The organism is Kitasatospora sp. NPDC034035 (genome assembly GCF_055575755.1).
The window spans coordinates 382,922-402,967 of record NZ_JBVISA010000004.1 but is presented as its reverse complement, the minus strand read 5'-3'; the positions used below and the strand labels follow the sequence as shown (position 1 = coordinate 402,967).

Below are 20,046 nucleotides of genomic sequence, written 5' to 3'. Positions count from 1 at the left end.
CGATCCGACAACCGCTCACCCGCACACGACTTGACCTGCCCCACCCTCGCCACACCACAACCAACGACACACAGACCACAAAGTCACCGGCATTGGGCCTAGGCCTCCTTGCCGGCGCCCGGCTCGCCTCCGGGACGCTCGGAACCCGGTGCCCCTTCGGCTCGCTCGCGCTAGATCTCGTTGGCGGGCCGACGGGCGTCGGCGAGGATCTTCATGACCTCGTCGACCTCGTCGGTGATGTGGAACAGCTCCAGGTCGTGCGGGGCCGCCTTGCCCTGCGCGACCAGGGTGTTCTTCAGCCACTCGAAGAGGCCGCCCCAGTACGCGGTGCCGTAGAGGATCACCGGGAAGCGGGTGACCTTCTTCGTCTGCACCAGGGTGAGCGCCTCGAACAGCTCGTCCAGGGTGCCGAGGCCGCCGGGCAGGACCACGAAGCCCTGCGCGTACTTCACGAACATCGTCTTGCGGACGAAGAAGTAACGGAAGTTCAGCCCGAGGTCGACGAACTCGTTGAGGCCCTGCTCGAAGGGCAGCTCGATGCCGAGCCCGACGCTGAGGCCGCCGGCCTCGGAGGCGCCGCGGTTGGCGGCCTCCATCGCGCCCGGGCCGCCGCCGGTGATCACCGCGTAGCCGGCCTCGGCGAGGGCCCGGCCGATGGCCATGCCGGCCTCGTACTCGGGCGAGTCGGCCGGGGTCCGGGCGGAGCCGAAGACGCTGATCGCGGGCGGGAGTTCGGCGAGGGCGCCGAAGCCCTCGACGAACTCGGAGGTGATCCGCAGCACCCGCCACGGGTCGGTGTGCAGCCAGTCGGTGGGGCCGGTGGTGTCCAGCAGGCGCTGGTCCGTGGTGCTCGTACCGACCTGGTCCCGGCGCACCAGCACCGGGCCCTTCTGCTTCTCGGGCCAGGCCTTCTTCTTCCGAGGCACGCCGACCTGCTCGGGGCCGTGCCCGTACTGCTTTTCGTCTCCTGTGCCTGTCATGACGAAACCCTACGCCCGCCTTCCCCCGTTTTCAGGCAACGGGGGAAGGTCGGTTGGGCAACCGGAAGGTAGCGTTCGACCGCTGATCGGATCAGCTGCCCGGCGCCGAGGCTCTGCCGGTGAGCGGGGCGCTCAGCTGGTCAGCCAGGCCCGCAGCCGCTCCTCGGTCTCCGCGATGGCGCTCAGCGAGCAGTGCTCCTCCCGCTTGTGCGCGAGGTTCGGGTCGCCGGGGCCGTAGTTGACCGCCGGGACGCCCAGCGCGCTGAACCGGGCGACGTCCGTCCAGCCGAACTTGGCCCGGGCCTGGCCGCCGGTGGCCGCCAGGAAGGCCTGCGCGGCCGGCTGGGAGAGGCCGGGCAGGGCCCCCGGGGCGAAGTCGGTGACGGTCAGCTCGAAGCCGTCGAAGACCTCGCGCACGTGCTTCTCCGCCTCCGCCTCGCTGCGGTCCGGCGCGTAGCGGAAGTTGACCGTGACGACACACTCGTCCGGGATCACGTTGCCGGCCACACCGCCGTCGATCCGGACCGCGTTCAGGCCCTCGCGGTACTCCAGGCCGTCGATCTCCACCCGGCGCGGCCGGTACTGCGCGAGCCGGGTGAGCACCTCGGCGGCGTGGTGGATGGCGTTGTCGCCGAGCCAGCTGCGGGCCGCGTGGGCGCGCACACCGGTCAGCCGGACCTGCGCCCGCAGGGTGCCCTGGCAGCCTCCCTCGACCATGGCGCCGCTGGGCTCCATCAGCACCGCGAAGTCGGCGGCCAGCCAGTCCGGGCGCTCCTTGGCGAGGTGGCCGAGGCCGTTGCGGTGGGCCTCCACCTCCTCGCAGTCGTAGAACACGAAGGTGAGGTCGCGGTTGGGCTCGGGCAGGGTGGCGGCGAGCCGCAGCTGGACGGCCACGCCGGACTTCATGTCCGAGGTGCCGCAGCCGTAGAGCAGGTCGCCCTCGACGTACGACGGCAGGTTGTCGGCGATCGGCACGGTGTCCAGGTGGCCGGCCAGGAGGACCCGCTCGGCACGGCCCAGGTTCGTCCGGGCGACCACGTTGTTGCCGTACCGGTCCACGGTGAGGTGCGGGCAGCCGCGCAGGGCGGCCTCCACGGCGTCGGCGAGCGCCTGCTCGTCGCCGCTCACCGAGGGGAAGTCGACGAGCCTGGCGGTCAGCGCGCCGCCGTCGAGAGTGAGGTCCAGGGGCGTCGGGTTCGGGCTGCTCATGGCGCCAGCCTAGTCCGCGCCGGATGTGCCCTCCGTGGTCGTTCCGTGACACGGTTCGGGCCCCCGCCCCGAGCCGAAGGGCGCGCCGGAGCCGAAAGGGAGTAGCGAGGAGGCCCGAGGAACGAGGGCCTTGGAGCGCCGACCGTCGGCTCCGGATCCCGAGCGCCCGGAGGCGAGCGGGCGAGTAACGGCAACCGGGGGGCGCCGCACATCCGTCCGAGTGGGTACGGTGTCGGATCAAGAAGCAGGCGCGAGAGGGGCGACGGTGGCCAGGAGAAGGAGCAGCGAGGAGCTGGGCGACGAGACGGCGCCCGCCCGCCGCCGCGGGCCGCTGCGCGCGCTGCTGATGGTGATCGTCGGGCTGCTCGGTCTCGCGCTGGTCGCGGGTCTGGCCGTGGTCGGCATCTGGTGGTTCGGCTTCAAGCCGGGCGAGACCGAGGGCTGCACGGTGAAGACCGCGGCCGGCAACGGCACCCTGGAGCTGCCGCAGGCCGCCAACGCGGCGACGATCGCGGCGGTGGCGCGCTCGCGCGGGCTGCCGGACCGGGCCACCGCGATCTCGTTGGCGACCGCCATGCAGGAGTCCAAGCTGCGCAACCTCGAGGGCGGCGACCGGGACTCGATCGGCCTCTTCCAGCAGCGGCCGTCGATGGGCTGGGGCACCCCGGCGCAGATCGCGGACCCGGTGTACGCGACGAACAAGTTCCTGGACGGCCTGGTCAAGGTCCCCGGTTACACCCGGCTGCCGCTGACCGACGCCGCGCAGGCTGTGCAGAAGAGCGGGTATCCGCAGGCCTACGCCAAGCACGAGACCAAGGCGACCCTGCTCACCTCGGCGCTGGCGGGCCGGGAGCCCGCCTCGTTCTCCTGCATCGTGCACGACTACGCCGCTCCGGACCCGGCGGACTCCCCGTCCCCCACGGCGGGCGCCTCCGCCACCCCGGTCGCGGTGCCGGACCGGGCGCAGGTGCTGTCCGACCGGGTGCGCCGGGAGTTCGGCCGTACCGTCACGCCGGCCACCGGCTACGCCTCGACCATCAAGGGCGCCGAGAACGCGGTGGCGCTGACCCCGGACCCGGCCACCGCCGCGCTGACGTCCTCGTCGGACGCCGGCGCGGACGGCGGGGTGAGCGCCGAGCGGGCCAGCGGCTGGGAGGTGGCCCACTGGGCGGTCGCCCAGGCCCAGCAGCTGGGCATCGCGACGGTCGCCTACGACGGGAAGATCTGGCGCAAGTCCAAGTCGGGGGACGGCTGGCAGCCGCAGCCGTCGGGTACCTCGACCAAGCTCGTCCAGGTCACTCTGGCGCCGTCCGCCAAGGGCTGACGCACTCACGTTCGGGTTGCCGCCGGACGGGTGATTCCGGTCAACTTCGCTGGACCCGCCGCCCGTTCGGCGACCCCTGTTGGAGAACCGTCACTCCCCTTGGCCTGGACCGGTGCAGCGCTGTCGGGCGAGGCCCGGTGTGCGCCACTGCTGCAGTCTTACGATCCGATGGTCGGTCAGGAGCTTTTCTTGCACCGGCCGAAACCTTCTGGCTTCTCAAGCGGTAACAACGTCGTCCGCCCGGTCGTCCACGCCCGGTCCCAGGGGCGGACGGGACGGACCCAGACCCCTTCGAGGAGCCCCATGTCTCACCCCCTCACGCGCCGGATCGCTCAGGCCGCGCTCGTCGTGGCGGCCGGAGCGACCCCGCTGGTCGCGGCCGGCTCCGCGTCCGCCCTGGGCGGGGACGCCCTGCTGCCCAAGAGCGACCTCGCAGCGCCGCTGGGCCAGCTGACCAACACCGACACCGGTTCCACCCTCCAGCACACCACCCACCAGCTCGGCCAGGCCGCCGGCACCACCGGCGCGGCCACCGTCGCCGCCGGCGTACCGGCCTCCGCCGACGCCGCCGGCAGCATCGTCGCCCACCAGCTCCCCGAGGCGAACGAGAAGGCCGGCTCGCTGACCGCGCCGGTCGACCAGACCGCCGCCACCACCGGCCAGCTCTCCGCCGTCACCCCGAAGGTCGCCTCGGCGCTGGCCGGCAAGCTCGGCGAGGCCGTCACCGGCAAGGGCATGGGCACCCGCAGCGCCAACGCGGACGCCGGCCCGGTCGGCGGGCTCGCCCAGGCGGGCGCCATCGCCCAGGCCCTGCCGGGCGCCGACAAGCTCTCCGGTGCCGTCCCCGGCACCAACGCCGTCACCGACGCCCTGCCGCTGGGCTCGGTGGAGCGCGCGCTGCCGCTCGGTTCGGTCGAGCACGCCCTGCCGGCCGACCTGCCCGGCACCGACGTCCTGGGCCTGGCCGAGCACGGTTCGGCCAACCGCCTCGGCGGCGCCGACCTCGGCCCGAACAACCCGCTGTCCGGCCTGACCGGCTCGCTCGGCCCGGTCGGCGGGCTGCTGAACGGCGTGAACGGCGGCAACATCAGCGGCCTGCCGCTGTAGTCCGCGTGCCGCAGTCGGCATGACGAAGGGGCCGGTGTTCCGCTCGGAACACCGGCCCCTTCGGCGTGCGGCAGGCGCCTCGCCCAGCGCGCCTCGCTCAGCGCACTGTTCTCAGCACGCCGCGTTCAGCCGCTCCACGGCCGCGGCGACCCGCTCGTCGGTCGCGGTGAACGCGACCCGGACGAAGCGCTCGCCGGCCGGACCGTAGAAGTCGCCGGGCGCCACCAGGATGCCCAGCCCGGCCAGTTCGGCCACGGTCTCCCAGCACGGGCGGTCCTGGGTCGCCCACAGGTAGAGGCTCGCCTCGGAGTACTCGATCCGGAAGCCGTACGCCTCCAGCGCAGCGCGCAGCGCCGAGCGCCGGGCCGCGTACCGCTCCCGCTGCTCGGCCACGTGCGCGTCGTCCGCGAGCGCGGCGACGGTCGCGGCCTGGACCGGGGCGGGCACGATCATGCCGCCGTGCTTGCGCACCTCCAGCAGCTCCCTGACCACCACCGGGTCGCCCGCGACGAAGGAGGCGCGGTAGCCGGCCAGGTTGGAGCGCTTGGAGAGCGAGTGGACGGCCAGCAGGCCCTCGTGGCCGCCGCCGCACACCTCCGGGTGCAGGACGGAGACCGGCTCGGCCTCCCAGCCCAGCTCGAAGTAGCACTCGTCGCTGACCAGCAGCGCCCGGTGCTCGCGGGCCCACTCGACGGCGCGGCGCAGTTCGTCCGCGCCCAGCACCCGGCCGGTCGGGTTGGACGGCGAGTTCACCCAGAGCAGCCGCACCCGGGAGCCGTCCAGCTCGTCCACCGAGTCGTACTCGACCGGCTCGGCGCCGCACAGCCGCGCGCCCACCTCGTACGTCGGGTAGGCCAGGCGCGGGTAGGCGACCTGGTCGCCGGGGCCGAGGCCGAGCTGGGTCGGCAGCCAGGCCACCAGTTCCTTGGAGCCGACGGTCGGCAGGACGGCCTGCGGGCCGATCTCGGCGCCGAGGCGGCGGTGCAGCCAGCCGGCGATCGCCTCGCGCAGCTCCAGCGGGCCCCAGACGGTCGGGTAGCCGGGCGTGTCGGTGTGCGCGGCCAGCGCCTTCTGGATCACCTCGGGAACCGGGTCCACCGGGGTGCCGACGGAGAAGTCGCAGAGGCCGCCCGGGTGGGCCAGGGCGGTCGCCTTGTACGGCTCCAGCTTGTCCCAGGGGAAGACCGGCAGGAGTTCCGAAACGCGGCGCGCCGCCCCCGGGTGGCCCGGGAACGGCGCGCGCGTGCTGTCGTTGTTCACAGCTTCGATGCCACCGATCGTCAGTGGTCGGCGTTCTGCGGCGGCAGAGCGGCGATGAACGGGTGGTCGCGCTCGATCAGGCCCAGCTTCGAGGCGCCACCGGGCGAGCCCAGGTCGTCGAAGAACTCGACGTTCGCCTTGTAGTAGTCCTTCCACTCCTCCGGAGTGTCGTCCTCGTAGAAAATCGCCTCGACCGGGCAGACCGGCTCGCATGCGCCACAGTCGACACACTCATCCGGGTGGATGTAGAGCGATCGCTCGCCCTCGTAGATGCAGTCAACCGGGCACTCTTCGATGCACGCCTTGTCCTTCACGTCGACACAAGGCTGCGCGATGACGTAAGTCACGCTGTCGTTCCTCCTCGGAAGGGCCTGGTGGCCCGTTCTGTTCTGCTCGCGTGCGCGGTGAGCGCGGCGTCGTCGATGCCCGCCCCTAGTATCGCGGGTCGGAGACCGCAAATGCACAGGAGGTGGCCACATGGCGACGGGCAACCCGGTTGACGACCGGCCAGAGGTCCGGATAGATCGCTCTGACGTGGGACGACGCGTGTCCGTCCGACGCCTCTCCGAGTTCGTGGACGACCGGCCGGTGTTCCGGGATTCGATCGGCGTGCTCACATCGTGGGACGACCATGGGTTGACGATCGAGCCGCGATCCGGGGATCCGGTCTTCTTGCCGGAGAAGCTGCTGGTCGCAGGCAAGGTCGTGCCGCCGTTTCCCGCCCGGCGCGCTCCGCTGCCGGTCACCTCGCCGGTCGAACTGCAGCGGATCGCGGGCCGCGGCTGGCCCGCCGTCGAGCAGGAGCCGCTGGGCGAGTGGACGCTGCGCGCCTCGGCCGGGTTCACCCGGCGGGCCAACTCCGTCCAGGCGCTCGGGGACCCGGGGCTGCCGCTGCCGGAGGCCCTGGCGACCGTCCGCGCCTGGTACGCGGACCGCGGGCTGCCCTCGTACGTCGAGGTGATCACCCCGGGGTCGCCGAAGGACCTGCGGGCGGAACTCGACCGGCTGGGCGCCGGGTACGCGCCCACCCTGGTCCGCACCGCCCCGCTCGCCGGGCTCGCCCGCGCGGGCGGCGGGCACGACCGGGTGCGGCTGTCACGGACGGCGGACGACGCGTGGCTGTCGCTGTACCGGCGGGTGGGCGAGGACCCGGCGGTCGAGGAGGCGGCGCGGCAGGTGCTGCACGGCGGACCGTCGCTCTGGTTCGCCACCGTGCCGGGGGCGCCCGGGCAGCCGCCGCTGGCGATCGGACGCTGCGTCATCGAGGGGCCCTGGGCCTGCTTCGGCGCGATCGAGGTGCAGCCGTACGCTCGGCGGGCCGGGCTGGCGACGGCGGTCATGGCGGTGCTCGCCTCGCGGGCGGCCGAGGAGGGCGCGAGCGGCGGATACCTGCAGGTCGAGGCGGAGAACGCGGGGGCGATCGCGCTCTATGACGGACTCGGCTTCACGACCAGTCACACTTACCACTACGCCCTTCTTCCCCAGGGGTAGCCGAACCGCCGTTCGTCCCGTTCGCGGCCTGCCCGCCGGTCGTTTTGCCCGCCACCCGTTTTGCCCGCCAGTCGCCTTGTCCGTCCGCCGTACGAAAGCCGTCGCCGTCACCGTGACCGAGCAGAGCAGAGACCGCTTCCGGACCGCCGCCCGCTCCGAGCAGCCCGACCCCGTGCTGCTCTGCCTGCTCGCCGCCGCCGAACACGGCCCGGCGCTCGACCCGGGCGATCCCGGCGAGCCGCCGGGCGTGGACGCCCTGCTCGCCGCCTGCGAAGCCGCGCTGGAACGGCACGCGGGCGCCGTCCGGCTGGCCGTCGCCGAGCGCGCGCCTGCCGGGCCGGAGGAGACCGCCGCCCTGCTCGCGGCCGTCCTCGCCGGGCGGGAGCGCTTCCACGGGCAGCAGGCGGACTACCGGCGGCTGGAGTCCTCGCTGCTGCCCGAGGTGTTGCGGCGGCGGCGGGGACTGCCGATCATGCTCTCGCTGGTGTGGATGGCGGTCGGGCGGCGGGCCGGGCTCACCGTCCACGGCATCGCGCTGCCGGGCCACTTCATCGTCGCCGTCGGCGGGCCGGCCGGCGGCGAGGAGTACATCCTGGCCGACCCGTTCCACGGCGGGCGGCTGCTCGACCCCGCGGACGTCGAGGACCTGGTCGCCGCCGCCGGGCACGAGTTCACGCCAGCCCTGCTCACCCCGGCCCAGCCGCTGGACATCGTGCTGCGCGTGCTCGGCAACATCCGGGCCTGGGCCGCCGACCGCCCCGAGCACGCCCGGACCCAGCTCTGGGCCACCGAGCTCGCCCTGCTGCTGCCCCGCCACCCCGCCCAGCTCCGGCTGGAGCGGGCCGAACTCCTCGTCCGCACCGGGGACTTCCTCGGCGGCTCGGCGGAGATGGACGCGTACGCGCAGATCCTGGACGCCTTCGACCCGGACGGGGCCGCCAAGGTCCGGCAGGAGGCGCGGGCGGCGCGGCACCGGCTCAACTGAGCCCTCCGCCGGTTACAGCCAGCCCTTCTCGCGGGCGATCCGGACCGCCTCGGTGCGGTTGCGGGCCTCGGTCTTCTGGATCGCCATCGACAGGTAGTTGCGGACCGTTCCCTCCGACAGGTGCAGCCGCTTGGCGATGTCCGCGTTCACCGCGCCGTCGGCGGCCGCACCCAGGACGTCCCGCTCGCGCGCGGTCAGCGGGTTGGCGCCCTCGGCCAGCGCGGCCGCCGCCAGCGCCGGGTCGATCACCCGCTCGCCGCGCAGCACCCGGCGGATCGCCTCGGCCAGTTCGGAGGCGGGCGCGTCCTTCACCAGGAACGCGTCGGCGCCCGACTCCATCGCCCGGCGCAGGTAGCCGGGGCGGCCGAAGGTCGTCGCGATGACCACCTTGGTGCGCGGTGCCCGCCTGCTCAGCTCGGCGGCCGCCTCGATGCCCGTCATGCCAGGCATCTCGATGTCCAGCACGGCGACCTGCACGTCGTTCGCCAGCACCGCCGCCACCACCTCGTCCCCGCGCCCGACCTGCGCGACGACGTCGATGTCCCCCTCCAGTCCGAGCAGCGCGGCCAGCGCCTCCCGGACCATCCCCTGATCCTCGGCGAGCAGCACGCGGATCGAGGCCCCGTTGTCAGTGTCGTTCATGGCCATGACCTTAGAGGGCGAGTCGAGCCGCCCGTGGGGGCAGAGCTGCGGGAGGTATTCCGGTGGTTCACCGCGTCCCCGTGGGACCACACTGTCCGGATGCCGACCCTGGAACTCCTCCGCCCCGACCACGCCGAGGCCCTGCTGGCCTTCGAACGCACCAACCGCGCCTACTTCGCCCGCACCGTCCCGGACCGCGGTGACGCCTACTTCGCCGAGTTCCCCGCCCGCCTCGCCGCGCTCCTCGCCGAACAGGCCGAGGGCACCTGCCGGTTCCACGTCGTCCGGGACGCGGACGGGGACCTCGTCGGCCGCGTCAACCTGCTGGACCTCGTCGACGGCTCGGCCGAACTCGGCTACCGCATCGCCGAATCCGCCGCCGGCCGCGGCCTCGCCTCCGCCGTCGTCGCCGAGGTCTGCCGCCTCGCCGCCACCTCGTACGGCCTGACCGGCCTGACCGCCGCCACCACGGTCGACAACCCGGCCTCACAGGCCGTCCTCGCCCGCAACGGCTTCCGGTTCGTGGACGAGGTCCTGCTCGGCGACCGCCCCGGACTCTCCTACCGCCGCAGCCTGGCCGACCTGAGCCCGCCGGAGTAGCCGGAGCGGGAAGTCGGCCCGGCCGACCTCCCGCTCCTTCCGGCTCCTGCTCCTGCAACGGCTGCAGCGACGGCTGCGGGTGCAGGTGCGGTGCGGGTCAGAGCCAGCGCTGGGCGGCCTCAACGCTGTCGGCGCCGCTGGTGTTGAAGGCGATGGCGGCGTGCGGGGCATGGCGGCGGACGAGGTTGACGACGAGTTCGAAGAAGGGGAGGGCCGGTTCGGGCTTGCGGATGCCGCCGCCGATGACGACGACGTCCCATCCGTGCCCGTCGAGCGCGGCGACGATCGCGGGCTCGGCGGTCGCGTCGGGGGCGACCAGGGTCATCGCGGCGTCGATGCCGTGGTCGGCGAAGCGGGCGAGTTCGGCGTCGAGGACGGCCCGCAGGGCGTCGCCGTCCATGCCGGGGACGGTGTGCGGGTCGAAGCCGAGGATGAGGACAGAGGACATGCCCGACAGGACGATCAGCTCGGGTCGGAAGGTTCCCCGAGGAGGTAGCGGGCGGCGTCGGCGAGGGTGAGCTTGGGGTCGCTCCAGGAGCAGACCTCCAGCCAGGAGAGCCGGCCGTCCTCGGCGAAGAGGAGCACCTCGCCGTCGGAGCCGATGGCCGCCTCGGCCACCACCTCCGAGCGGGCGCCGTCCTCGACACCGGCGAAGAGGGCGGTGCTGCAACCGCATCGGCAGCGGGACTCGACGCGCAGGTGGGCGACTTGGGCGCGCAGGGGGTGGCCCTCGGGGAGGAGGACGTCGAGGGTACGGACGATGTCATCGGGAAGCTGGGTCATGAGCGGCGCAACCGTTCGGTGAGAGCGGACAGTTCTTCGATGCGGAGGAGACGGGCGAGGAGGAGGTAGACGACGGCGAGGACGGCGCCGGCGGCCGGCAGGCCGTAGCGGGTGGCCCACCAGGCGGCGGCCGCGGCCGGGAGGGCGGCGGCGAGCAGCTTGGCGTGCGCGCCCAGCACGCGCAGCGGGCCGAGACGCCTGCGCAGCAGCGGGTAGGCGGCCAGGACGGTGAGCAGGAAGGAGCCGCCGTAGCAGCCGGCCATCCCGGTGACGGCCCAGCGCAGCGGCAGCAGCCGGTGGCAGAGCAGGGCACCGAGCGCGGTCGCGGCGACGGGCAGCAGATTGAGCAGGAAGGGCGTGCGGCTGTCGCCGAGCGCGTAGAAGGTGCGGGTCAGCGCGTACGAGGCCGAGTAGAGGACCAGGCCGGGCGCGAAGGCGGTCAGCATGCCCGCGATGGCCTGGACGTCGGCGGAGCCGGTACGGCCGTGGCCGAAGGCGAGGGCGCACAGCTGCGGCGCGAGGACGGCGAGCGCGCAGGCCGCCGGAACGGTGACCGCCCCGATCGTGCGGACCGTACGGGCGAGCAGCCCGCGGACGACGCGCGGGGAGTCGGCCGCGGCGCTGAGCGAGGGGACGACGGCGGTCACCACGGACACCGTGACCACGCCGTGCGGCACGATCCACAACAGGTACGCGCTGCTGTACGCCGTGTACCCGACGCCGGGCAGCCCGGCCGCGGCGGCCTGCGAGCCGACGAGCGTGGAGAGCCGGGTCACCACCCAGTAGCCGACCTGGTCGCCGAGCACCAGCAGCAGCGTCCATCCGGCAGCCCGCAGCGGCTCGCCGAGCCCGGCCTCGCGCCAGTCCCAGCGCGGCCGCAGCCGCACCCCGGCGGCCCGCAGACAGGGCAGCAGCAGCAGGCTCTGCGCGACCACGCCCGCCGTCGTACCGGCGCCCAGCACGGCCAAGTCGGCGCCGGAGAAGGACCGTTGTCCGACATAGGCGCCGAAGACCCCGATCACGACCAGGTTGTTGAGCACCGGCGCCCACGCCATCGGCGCGAACCGCTGCCGGGCGTTGAGGAGTTGGCCCAGCACCGTGAACAGGCCGTAGAAGAACACCTGCGGCAGACACAGGTACGCCAGCAGCACCGTGCGGTCCAACTGCGCGCCGCCGTACGAGGTGTACGCCCGCACCACGTACGGCGCGGCCGGCACCACCACCGCCGTCAGCACCACCAGCGCGGCCACCAGCACCGTCACCAGCCGGTTGACGTGCGCCGCGCCGCCGTCCGCCGACTCCTCGGCGGCACGCACCAGATGGGGCACCAGCGCGGTGTTCAGCGCGCCGCCGATCAGCAGCACGAACAGGATGTTGGGCACGGTGTTCGCCACGTTGTAGCCGTCCGCGAGGACCCCCGAGCCGAGGACGGCCACCAGGACCGCCGAGCGGACGAAGCCGGTGGCCCGGGACACCACCGTCCCCGCCGCCATCACCACGCTCGGCGGGACGGTGCGCCGCGGCTTGCGGTGCCGGGCGGACCGGACCGCAGGAAGCCCACGGGCCCGCACGGCCTCCTGGAGAACGGTCATCCGCCAGCCCCTCTCGCTCCGGGCACCGACCCGAACGGATCGGCGAAACGGCGAGAGCATGCGCCAAGTCCCCTGAAGCGAGGCTGAGAAAGCTGAAGAGCGCTTAAGGAACGGATCCGGCGCCGGTGGCATCCTGATCCGCATGGAGATTCTGGTGGTGGAGGACGACGCCCAGGTCGCCGCGGCCGTGCGCCGCGGCCTGGAGGCCGAGGGCTACACCGTCGACCTCGCCCCGGACGGCCTCACCGGCCTGCGACTGGCCCAGCGGCACCCCTACCGGGCGATCGTGCTCGACATCATGCTGCCCGGCCTGAACGGCTACAAGGTGTGCGAGGCGCTGCGCGCCGACGACGTGACCACCCCGATCCTGATGCTGACCGCCAAGGACGGCGAGTACGACGAGGCCGAGGGCCTGGACACCGGCGCCGACGACTACCTCACCAAGCCGTTCTCCTACCTGGTCTTCCTGGCCCGCCTGCGCGCCCTGATCCGCCGCAGCCAGACCCCCGGCCCGCTGCTGCGGGTCGGCGACCTGTGGCTGGACCCGGCGGGCCGCCGCTGCGGCCGGGGCAGCGCCGAGATCACCCTCACCGAGCGCGAGTTCGCCGTGCTGCGCTGCCTGGCCGAGCACCCCGGCGAGGTGCTGTCCAAGCGCCGGATCGTCGACGAGGTGTGGGACATCGCCTTCGACGGCGAGGAGTCCATCGTCGAGGTGTACGTCAGCATGCTGCGCCGCAAGGTGGACTCCCCGTTCGGCGTCCGCTCGATCACCACCGTGCGTGGCGCCGGCTACCGGCTGGAGGCCTGACCGTGCTCGGCCGTCTCTCGACCCGCCTGCGCACCTCACTGGCGGCCGGCCTGGCGGCGCTGCTGCTGCTCGGCGGCGGCGCCTGGTGGCTGCGCGGCCACATGTACGACGCCCAGCTGGAGGCCGCCCAGGCGGAGGCGAAGGCGCAGGCCCGGGAGATCAGCAGCGGCTACAAGTTCGGCCAACAGCTCGCGGACAGCGGGCAGTTGCCGTACGTGGTGCTGGACCGCGACGGCCAGGTGCTGATCAAGGGCGGCCCGCTGACCACCCAGCACCTGACCGGGCCGCCGCCGACCGTCGTACCGCGCCTGGCACCGGACGCGTGGCAGACCGTCCAGCGGATCACCATCGGCCCCGCGGGCTCGGCCGCCGCCAACCGCTACTCGGGGCGCACCTTCACCGCGATGGGCAGCTGGAGCCCGCTGCTGCGCAAGGACGGCGACCAGACGAAACCGATGGTCGGCCCGTTCACGGTGTACGTGCTGGCCACCCCGTTCGGCGCCGAGGCCTCGCTGCGCAGCATCGACCCGGTGCTCCGGGTCGGCGTGCCCGCCGCCGCACTGCTGGTCGCGCTGATGGTCTGGACGGCGACCAGCCGGGCGCTGCGCCCGGTGGACGCGATCCGCGCCGAGCTGGCCGAGATCGGCGAGCACCGGCTGGACCGCCGCGTCCCGGTGCCGCGCTCCGGGGACGAGATCAGCCGGATGGCCCGGACCACCAACGCCACACTGGACCGGCTGGAGCGCTCGGCCGCCCAGCAGCAGCGTTTCGTCGCGGACGCCTCGCACGAGCTGCGCAGCCCGATCGCGGCCCTGCGCACCAACCTCGAGGTCTCGCTGGCCCACCCCGAGCACACCGACTGGCCGGCCGCCACCCGGGAGGCACTCACCTCGGTCGAGCGCCTCCAACAGCTCACCGAGGACCTGCTGTTCCTGGCCCGGGGCACCCACCCGGCGACGGCCGGCCGGCTCACCACCGTCGACCTGTCCGCCGTGCTGCGCGAACTCGCCGACCAGTACCGCCCGGTCCTCGGCGCCCGGCTCGCCCTGCGGGTGGACGCGCCCGACCCGGTGCTGGTGCGCGGCAGCCGGATCCGGCTGCACCGGCTGGTGCGCAACCTGCTGGACAACGCCCAGCGGCACGCGGCCGGCGAGGTGGCGATGTCCGCGCGGCAGACCCCGCACCGCTGCGTCCTGGAGGTCCGGGACGACGGCCCGGGCGTGCCGCCGGAGGACCGCGAACGGATCTTCGAGCCGTTCACCCGGCTCGACGAGGCCCGCAGCCGGGACGCCGGCGGCAGCGGCCTGGGCCTGGCCATCGCCGCGGACGTCGCCACCCGGCACGGCGGCACCCTGCGCGTCGCCCACGCCCCGCGCGGCGCCCGCTTCGTACTGGAGCTGCCGCCTGCCTAGTTAGCCGGCCGTCGACGACCCGGCCGCGGCGGACACCGTCCGCAGCGGCACCGAGGCGCGCAGCCGGAAGCCCTTCCCGCGCTCCCCCGCCCCGGCCTCCAGCCGCCCGCCGACCAGTGCCAGCCGCTCCTCCAGCCCGGACAGCCCGTTCCCCGGCTGGGACTTGCCCGGCCCGTGACCGTCGTCGGCGATCTCCAGGACGGCGTAGCGCTCGCCGCTCGCCTCCCAGCTCTCGTCCCCCGTCACGGTGCAGACGGTGGCGCCCTCGCCGTGCCGGATGATGTTGGTGACGGCCTCGCGCAGCGCCCAGGCCAGCGCGCCCGCCTCCTCGTTGGCCAGCCCCGGCCAGCTGTCCACCAGCTCCGGCGCGGCCTCCAGCCGGACCTGGGCGGCGGCCAGCGCGGTACGGGCGGCGGCGAGTTCGACCGGCAGGGTCGGACGGCGGAAGCCGGTCACCGCCTCCCGGACGTCGATCAGCGACTGCCGGGCGACCTGCTCGATGTCGGCGACCTGTGCCCGCGCCGCCTCGTCCTTGCCGGCGTCCATGAACCGCCCGGCCAGCTCGCTCTTCAGGGTGATCAGCGAGAGCGAGTGCCCGAGCAGGTCGTGCAGGTCGCGGGCGAGCCGCAGCCGCTCCTCGGAGGCGGCCAGGTGCGCGACGGCGGCCCGGGCCTCGCGCAGCTCCTTCATGGTGGCGACCAGCCGCTGCAGGCCGGTCATCGCGACGCCGGAGAGGAACCCGCTGAGCGCGAAGGTGGCGATGTTGTCCGTACTCGCGTGGATGAGCAGGCCGACGGCGGCGATCAGCGCGGCCATGGCGGCCAGGGCGCGCAGCGCGTACCGCGCCGGTGTGATGACCGCGACGCACACCGAGGTGTAGATGAACAGGGTCAGGAAGGCTTCGCCGAGCACGACGGCGCACGCGATCGCGAGCACCACCATCACCGCGACGACCACCCGGCAGGCGCGCGGCCACATTCCCCCGGTCGAGCGGAAGATCACCAGCAGGACGTAGCCGGCCACAAAGAACGCCAGGCAGCTCCAGCCGAGCACCCGCGCGGCCGTGTCGTGCTCGCCGTTCACCAGCCGGCTCACCGGGTAGGCCAGGTAGACCATCCACAGCAGCATCCAGGCGACCTTGACCAGCAGCTGCCGCCGGCTCTCCACCGGGGAGCCGGGGACGTTCATGAACGACGCACGCGCCACACCCGCCTCCGGCCGCTCGTCGGGGCGGTGGGTCTGACGCGGGTCGCTCATGTCGATCATCATGCCTGGCGGGTGTCGCGGCGGTACAGGGCCGCCGCGGCGACGACGAACACCACGAGGAAGCCGGCCAGCCCGGCGACCGCGACGGTGTCCAGGGACTGCCCCGGCCGGGTGAAGGTGGCCAGGTGGTTGTACAGGTACACCGGGTTGAACCGGGCGAACTTCTCCAGCGAGCCGCTCACCGGGAACCAGGTGCCGCCGAGCAGCGCCATCGCCATGTAGGTGATCATCACGACCGGCTGCACCGCGTCCGGCGCCGCCGCGTACCCGAGCGCAACACCGAGCGCCGCGAAGACGAAGCTGCCCAGCCACAGCGCGGCGCCCAGCCCGATCCACTGCGGCACGGTGAGCGAGACGCCCTGGGCGACGCCGACCGCGAAGACCACCAGGATCGCCGGCAGCGTGGTCACCGAGCTCGCGGCGATCTTTCCGACGGTGTACGCCCGGCCGGGCAGGGCGGTCAGCCGCAGCTGGCGGGTCCAGCCGCTCTTGCGCTCCAGCGAGATCCGCTGCGCGCTGCCGGTCAGCACCGCGCCGACCGCGCCGAAGGTGGCCATCGAGACCATGAAGTAGGTCTTCACCGGCAGCCCGCCGGCCTGGTTGGCGGCGCCGTAGGCGTGGATGAAGAAGATGTACATCAGCGCCGGGTAGACGACGGTGAAGAACAGGTACCGCCGGTTGCGGAGGGTCCGCAGGATCTCCAGCTTGATCAGGGTGGTCATCGCACGGTCTCCTTCTCGGCGTCGTGAGCGGCGTCGTGAGCGGCGTCGCCGGCGGTGTCGTTGGCCGCGTCCTCGCGGTCCAGCTCGCCGGTGATGGTCAGGAAGGCCTGCTCCAGGCCCACGCCGGTGACCTCCAGCCCGCGCGGGTACAGGCCCGCCCGGTAGAGCCCGGCGACGCTCGCGTCGGCGTCCGCGGTGCGGATCCGCACCGTCCGCACCCCGGGGATCCGGGCGGTGACGTCCAGCGCCCGCACCCCCGGCAGGGCGCGCAGCAGGCCTTCGTCGAACTGCCCGTCGCCGTCGTGGAGTTCGAAGGCGATCCGGCGGGCGCCGGCCCGCGCCTTGATCTCCGCGGAGCTGCCGTCGGCGATCAGCCGGCCCCGGTGCAGCACCAGGACGCGGTCGGCGATCGAGTCGGCCTCCTCCAGGTAGTGGGTAGCGAACAGCACCGTGCGTCCGGCGTCGGCCTGCGCCCGCATGCTCGCCCAGAACGACTGCCGGACGCTGACGTCCATGCCGGTGGTGGGCTCGTCCAGCACGATCAGGTCGTTGTCGCCCGCGATCGCCAGGGCGAAGCGGACCCGCTGCTCCTGGCCTCCGGACAGCTTGTCGACCCGGCGCTCCGCCAGTTCCGTGACCCCCGCGTCGGCCAGCACCCCCGCGACCGACCGACCGCGGGGGTGTACGTCGCAGGCGAGCTGGACCAGCTCGCGCACCTTGACGTCGGACATCAGCCCGCCGCTCTGCAGCATCGCGCCGACCCGGCCGGTCTCGATCGCCGCCCGTGGGGTGCCGCCGAAGAGCGTCACGCTGCCCTGGTCGGGCTCGCGCAGTCCCAGCAGCAGGTCCAGGCTGGTGGACTTCCCGGCGCCGTTCGGGCCGAGCAGGGCGACGGTCTCGCCCGGCCGCAGCACGAGGTCCAGTCCGTCCACGGCGCGTACTCGCCCGTAGCTCTTGCGCACGCCGCGGAAGGCGGCCACCTCGGTGTCCATCGCCCGGCTCCTCTTCCCTGATGGTGTCGCGTCCGGTGCTGTTCGCACCACCTCAGAGTCCCGCGCGGGCGGGTGCCGGCGGCAGTGTCCGCCGTCGTGCCTTCGGCATGACGGATGTCATGCCGGCGGCCGGTACCCCCGTCAGGGGCACCGGCCGCGGAAAGGGCAGGTCAGGGGCTTTCTCGGCTCACGCCCCCAGCGCGCGCTTCACGAAGTCGACCTGGAGCAGCAGCAGGTTCTCCGCGACCTCCTCCTGCGGGGTCATGTGCGTGACACCGGACAGCGGCAGCACGGTGTGCGGGCGCCCGGCGGCGAGCAGCGCCGAGGAGAGCCGCAGGGTGTGCGCGGCCACCACGTTGTCGTCGGCCAGCCCGTGGATGATCATCAGCGGGCGCTCCAGCCCGGCCGCGTACCCGCTCAGCGAGTTGGCGGCGTACACCTCGGGCCGCTCGGCCGGGTCGCCCAGGTAGCGCTCGGTGTAGTGGGTGTCGTACAGCTCCCAGTCGGTCACCGGGGCGCCGGACACCGCCGCGTGGAAGACGTCCGGGCGGCGCAGTACGGCGAGCGCGGAGAGGTAACCGCCGTACGACCAGCCGCGGATGGCGACCCGGCCGAGGTCCAGCGGGAACTCCTCGGCGAGCGCCTGCAGCGCCTCCACCTGGTCGTCCAGGGTGGCCCCGGCGAAGTCGGAGGCGATCGCCTTCTCCCAGGCCGGCCCGCGCCCGGGGGTGCCGCGCCCGTCGGCGACGACCACCGCGAAGCCCTGGTCGGCGAACCACTGCGAGTTGAGGTGCGGGTTGTGCGCCTGGACAACGCGCTGGCCGTGCGGTCCGCCGTACGGGTCCATCAGGACGGGCAGCAGGCCGTCGCGCTCGCGGTCGTAGCCGGTGGGCAGGAAGACGGCGGCCGGGATGCGGCGCTCGCCGGCGAAGCGGAAGACCGGGCGGGCGGTGATGACCGGGGTCTCGGCGTAGGAGGCGATGGTGGCGACGTCGTCGACCACCACGCCCTCGGGCAGGTCGCGGGCGACCTGGACCAGGGTGCCGGGCAGGTCCGGCTCGGCGGTGGCCCGCACGGTGATCCCGCCACCGTGCACGGCGCTGGTGACGGAGGTGAACGGCCGCCCGTTGGAGGACTCCCAGCCGAGCCGCTTGCCGTCGTGGCTGATCCGCCCGACGGCGATCCAGCCGGGCTCGGGGTCGGCCTCGGTGGCGCCACCGGAGGCGGTGAAGATCACCTCGTCCTCGGTGACCGCGACGACCGACCGCAGGTGCAGGTCGGCCCCGGTGACGGCCTGGTCGCCGACCACCAGCGCCCGGACCCCTCCCTCGTCGGAGATCCGCACCAGCTTGCCGTCCGGGGTCCACGCCGGGACGCCCCGGAACAGCTCCAGCCAGGCCTCGTCCTCCTCCTCGTGCAGCACCTCGGTGGTGCCGGTGGCCACGTCCAGGCCGAGGATCCGCTGGCTGCGCTGGTCGCGGGACTGCACCTGCAGCAGCGGCACGCCGCCCTTCGACCAGTGCACGCGGCCGAGGTACGGGAAGGCCGTACGGTCCCAGACCACCTCGGTGCGTCCGCCGTGCAGGTCGAACACCCAGAGGCCGACCTCGGCGTTGGCGGTGCCGGCCGCCGGGTAGGCGACCTCGGCGGGCTCGCGGTCCGGGTTGGCCGGGTCGGCGATCCACCAGCGGCGCACCGGGCTGTCGTCGGCGCGCTCGACCAGCAGCCGGTCGCCCTCCGGGGACCACCAGAAGCCGCGGTCGCGGTCCATCTCCTCCTGGGCGATGAACTCGGCCTGCCCCCAGGTGACGTTCGGGCCGTCCGGCTCGGCGAGCACCCGGTCGCCGCTGCCGTCGGTCCGGGTCAGCCGCAGCTCGCCGACGGTGTTGGCGTACGCGACGTAGGCGCCGTCCGGGGACGGCCGCGGGTCCAGCAGCGGGCCGCGGGCGGGCAGTTCGGCGGTGGTGCCGGCGGCCAGGTCGGCGGTGAAGAGGCGGCCGGAGAGGGCGAAGGCGGCCAGCCCGCCGGCCGTGTCCAGGGCGTAGCCGACGACACCGGCCGAGCTCTCGCGGCTGCGCTCGCGGCGGGCCCTCTCGGCCGGCGACAGGTCCTCCTCGCCGCCGCCGAGCAGGACCGCCGGGTCGGCGGCGATCCGCTCCTCGCCGGTGGCGGTGTCGAGGGTCCAGAGCAGGTTGGCCCGGTCGCTGCCGGAGCGCGAGCGGAGGAAGACGACCCGCGAGCCGTCCGGTGCGACGGAGAAGGAGCGGGGCGCGCCGACGGTGTAGCGCAGGGTCCGCGCGTACTGCCGGGGGAAGGTGTCCGCAGGGGTGTGGGAGGTCATGGCACCAGACCCTACGACGCCGAACTGCCGCTGCCGGGAGGCTGGTGATCACTCGTTCGGAGCATCGTCGCGAAGTACACCCCAAAGAGGCGGATACCCCCTCCGACCGGCCCATGCGCCCCGTGAGTGCCACGGTGCCCCGGCGCGCGAGGCCTCACTGAATGTAATGCTCCCCTTACTCATCGGGTATGACTTGTCAGGCGAGTGATCGTCGGCCCCGTCCCGGGCCCCGGCCACCCGCAGCCCCAGTCCCGCACCGTCCCATCGCGCCCTCCCCCTGGGTGGCGCGCCCGAGAAGGGGTGTGAGCCGACATGGCCATGAACATCTCCGCAGCCGTGCTGATGCTGGTCATCGTGGTGGTCCTGATCCGCCGCTCCGGCCTGAAGCTGGGGCACGCGATCGTCTGCGGGCTCCTCGGCTTCTACCTGGCCTCCAGCTCGATCGCCCCGTCGATCAGCCAGGTCACCAGCAACCTCGCCGGGATGATCAACGGCCTGAAGCTCTGACCCCCGCGAGCCGGTGGTTAGGCTT

The 20,046-nt window shown here is 73.6% G+C and carries 20 protein-coding genes; 8 read left to right on the top strand and 12 right to left on the bottom strand.

Annotation, left to right across the window (positions count from 1 at the left end; translation table 11 throughout):
- Positions 1-170 precede the first annotated feature (170 nt).
- On the bottom strand, positions 171-980 hold the full coding sequence (locus tag ACZ52J_RS08600) for an LOG family protein (protein ID WP_360499964.1): 810 nt from the start codon (positions 978-980) through the stop codon (positions 171-173).
- Between the two features lie 132 nt (positions 981-1,112).
- Entirely contained in the window at positions 1,113-2,189 is a 1,077-nt protein-coding gene (gene dapE / locus ACZ52J_RS08595) for a succinyl-diaminopimelate desuccinylase (RefSeq protein ID WP_465616881.1), read from the bottom strand.
- Positions 2,190-2,535: 346 nt separating this feature from the next.
- Here dapE and ACZ52J_RS08590 point away from each other — a divergent pair, with 346 nt between their 5' ends.
- Both ACZ52J_RS08590 and ACZ52J_RS08585 read left to right on the top strand, forming a co-directional pair.
- Entirely contained in the window at positions 2,536-3,513 is a 978-nt protein-coding gene (locus ACZ52J_RS08590) for a VldE C-terminal domain-containing protein (RefSeq protein WP_465616905.1), read from the top strand.
- A gap of 303 nt (positions 3,514-3,816) precedes the next feature.
- Entirely contained in the window at positions 3,817-4,620 is an 804-nt protein-coding gene (locus tag ACZ52J_RS08585) for a hypothetical protein (RefSeq protein WP_465616879.1), read from the top strand.
- Between the two features lie 111 nt (positions 4,621-4,731).
- Here the strand turns inward: ACZ52J_RS08585 and dapC are convergent, their stop codons facing one another.
- Both dapC and fdxA read right to left on the bottom strand, forming a co-directional pair.
- Complete coding sequence (gene dapC, locus ACZ52J_RS08580; protein ID WP_465616877.1) at positions 4,732-5,880, bottom strand: succinyldiaminopimelate transaminase; 1,149 nt, start codon at positions 5,878-5,880, stop codon at positions 4,732-4,734.
- Between the two features lie 20 nt (positions 5,881-5,900).
- Positions 5,901-6,227 (bottom strand): ferredoxin, encoded by a 327-nt coding sequence (fdxA, locus tag ACZ52J_RS08575; RefSeq protein ID WP_030061559.1) that lies wholly within the window; start codon positions 6,225-6,227, stop codon positions 5,901-5,903.
- A gap of 130 nt (positions 6,228-6,357) precedes the next feature.
- Here fdxA and ACZ52J_RS08570 point away from each other — a divergent pair, with 130 nt between their 5' ends.
- Complete coding sequence (locus tag ACZ52J_RS08570; RefSeq protein ID WP_465616875.1) at positions 6,358-7,371, top strand: GNAT family N-acetyltransferase; 1,014 nt, start codon at positions 6,358-6,360, stop codon at positions 7,369-7,371.
- Between the two features lie 112 nt (positions 7,372-7,483).
- Positions 7,484-8,356 carry a transglutaminase family protein gene (locus ACZ52J_RS08565; protein WP_465616873.1) on the top strand — a complete coding sequence of 291 codons (873 nt, stop codon included), beginning with the start codon at positions 7,484-7,486 and terminating at the stop codon, positions 8,354-8,356.
- Between the two features lie 12 nt (positions 8,357-8,368).
- Here the strand turns inward: ACZ52J_RS08565 and ACZ52J_RS08560 are convergent, their stop codons facing one another.
- The gene (locus ACZ52J_RS08560; RefSeq protein ID WP_465616871.1) at positions 8,369-8,998 is read right to left on the bottom strand and encodes a response regulator; all 630 of its coding nucleotides are present in this window, start codon (positions 8,996-8,998) and stop codon (positions 8,369-8,371) included.
- A 99-nt stretch (positions 8,999-9,097) separates the two neighbouring features.
- Here ACZ52J_RS08560 and ACZ52J_RS08555 point away from each other — a divergent pair, with 99 nt between their 5' ends.
- On the top strand, positions 9,098-9,598 hold the full coding sequence (locus ACZ52J_RS08555; RefSeq protein WP_465616869.1) for a GNAT family N-acetyltransferase: 501 nt from the start codon (positions 9,098-9,100) through the stop codon (positions 9,596-9,598).
- A gap of 97 nt (positions 9,599-9,695) precedes the next feature.
- Here ACZ52J_RS08555 and ACZ52J_RS08550 read toward each other — a convergent pair whose 3' ends face one another.
- The 3 genes from ACZ52J_RS08550 to murJ are packed head-to-tail and all read right to left on the bottom strand — an operon-like array spanning position 9,696 to position 11,973.
- Positions 9,696-10,046 carry a hypothetical protein gene (locus tag ACZ52J_RS08550; protein WP_360499946.1) on the bottom strand — a complete coding sequence of 117 codons (351 nt, stop codon included), beginning with the start codon at positions 10,044-10,046 and terminating at the stop codon, positions 9,696-9,698.
- Positions 10,047-10,060: 14 nt separating this feature from the next.
- A complete protein-coding gene (locus ACZ52J_RS08545; protein WP_465616867.1) occupies positions 10,061-10,381 on the bottom strand; it encodes a hypothetical protein in 321 nt (106 codons plus the stop codon).
- Positions 10,378-11,973: a murein biosynthesis integral membrane protein MurJ gene (gene murJ / locus ACZ52J_RS08540; RefSeq protein WP_465616865.1), complete on the bottom strand. Its 1,596-nt coding sequence runs from the start codon at positions 11,971-11,973 to the stop codon at positions 10,378-10,380. Before murJ ends, ACZ52J_RS08545 begins: the two co-directional genes overlap by 4 nt.
- A 142-nt stretch (positions 11,974-12,115) precedes the next feature.
- Between murJ and ACZ52J_RS08535 the strand changes: the two genes are divergently transcribed.
- Positions 12,116-12,781 (top strand): response regulator transcription factor, encoded by a 666-nt coding sequence (locus ACZ52J_RS08535; protein ID WP_465616863.1) that lies wholly within the window; start codon positions 12,116-12,118, stop codon positions 12,779-12,781.
- A 2-nt stretch (positions 12,782-12,783) separates the two neighbouring features.
- The gene (locus tag ACZ52J_RS08530; RefSeq protein WP_465616861.1) at positions 12,784-14,193 is read left to right on the top strand and encodes a sensor histidine kinase; all 1,410 of its coding nucleotides are present in this window, start codon (positions 12,784-12,786) and stop codon (positions 14,191-14,193) included.
- Here the strand turns inward: ACZ52J_RS08530 and ACZ52J_RS08525 are convergent, their stop codons facing one another.
- From ACZ52J_RS08525 to ACZ52J_RS08510, 4 genes are all read right to left on the bottom strand, one after another.
- The gene (locus tag ACZ52J_RS08525; RefSeq protein WP_465616859.1) at positions 14,194-15,450 is read right to left on the bottom strand and encodes a sensor histidine kinase; all 1,257 of its coding nucleotides are present in this window, start codon (positions 15,448-15,450) and stop codon (positions 14,194-14,196) included. It abuts the gene before it with no gap.
- Between the two features lie 8 nt (positions 15,451-15,458).
- A complete protein-coding gene (locus tag ACZ52J_RS08520; protein WP_465616857.1) occupies positions 15,459-16,181 on the bottom strand; it encodes an ABC transporter permease in 723 nt (240 codons plus the stop codon).
- A complete protein-coding gene (locus ACZ52J_RS08515; RefSeq protein ID WP_465616855.1) occupies positions 16,178-17,173 on the bottom strand; it encodes an ABC transporter ATP-binding protein in 996 nt (331 codons plus the stop codon). Before ACZ52J_RS08515 ends, ACZ52J_RS08520 begins: the two co-directional genes overlap by 4 nt.
- A 187-nt stretch (positions 17,174-17,360) precedes the next feature.
- Positions 17,361-19,514, bottom strand: coding sequence for a S9 family peptidase (locus ACZ52J_RS08510; protein WP_465616853.1), 2,154 nt, complete (start codon positions 19,512-19,514; stop codon positions 17,361-17,363).
- A gap of 312 nt (positions 19,515-19,826) precedes the next feature.
- Here ACZ52J_RS08510 and ACZ52J_RS08505 point away from each other — a divergent pair, with 312 nt between their 5' ends.
- On the top strand, positions 19,827-20,021 hold the full coding sequence (locus ACZ52J_RS08505; protein WP_360499936.1) for a DUF2304 family protein: 195 nt from the start codon (positions 19,827-19,829) through the stop codon (positions 20,019-20,021).
- Positions 20,022-20,046: the final 25 nt, after the last annotated feature.